This window comes from Vibrio sp. 10N.222.49.A3, assembly GCF_041475145.1.
Classification (GTDB): Bacteria; Pseudomonadota; Gammaproteobacteria; order Enterobacterales; family Vibrionaceae; genus Vibrio; species Vibrio tasmaniensis_A.
Genome location: NZ_JBFRVM010000190.1, coordinates 15,919 through 16,256, shown reverse-complemented (window position 1 = coordinate 16,256; position 338 = coordinate 15,919). Strand labels below are relative to the sequence as shown.

1 protein-coding gene is annotated in these 338 nt (G+C 44.7%); it reads right to left on the bottom strand.

Features of this window, described 5'->3' with window-relative positions:
- On the bottom strand, positions 1-338 hold a 338-nt coding region (locus AB4589_RS22385; protein WP_372101709.1), incomplete at both ends, for a methyl-accepting chemotaxis protein.

The window sequence follows — 338 nt, the reverse complement described above, 5'->3', positions numbered from 1 at the left end:
TTCATGGGGCGGATACGATATATCTGTCGTAACGGCACTTTGCTCTTCTGATGCCGTAGCAACGATGGCATTCACTTCTGAAATACTTAAAACCTTTTCTGATATCGAATGAAAAGATTGAGCAAGCTCATCAGTCGTAGACTTTGTTAAGCGCATCAGTTCAACGTTTTTCACCATAGATTCATCCGCTTGCTTAGATTGGTCTTGTAACTGCGCAATGATCTCTTGGATATCGATAGTGGACTGCTGAGTTTTCCCAGCCAAAGCTCTTACTTCATCAGCAACAACAGCAAACCCTCTTCCTTGCTCACCGGCTCTAGCCGCTTCAATCGCGGCAT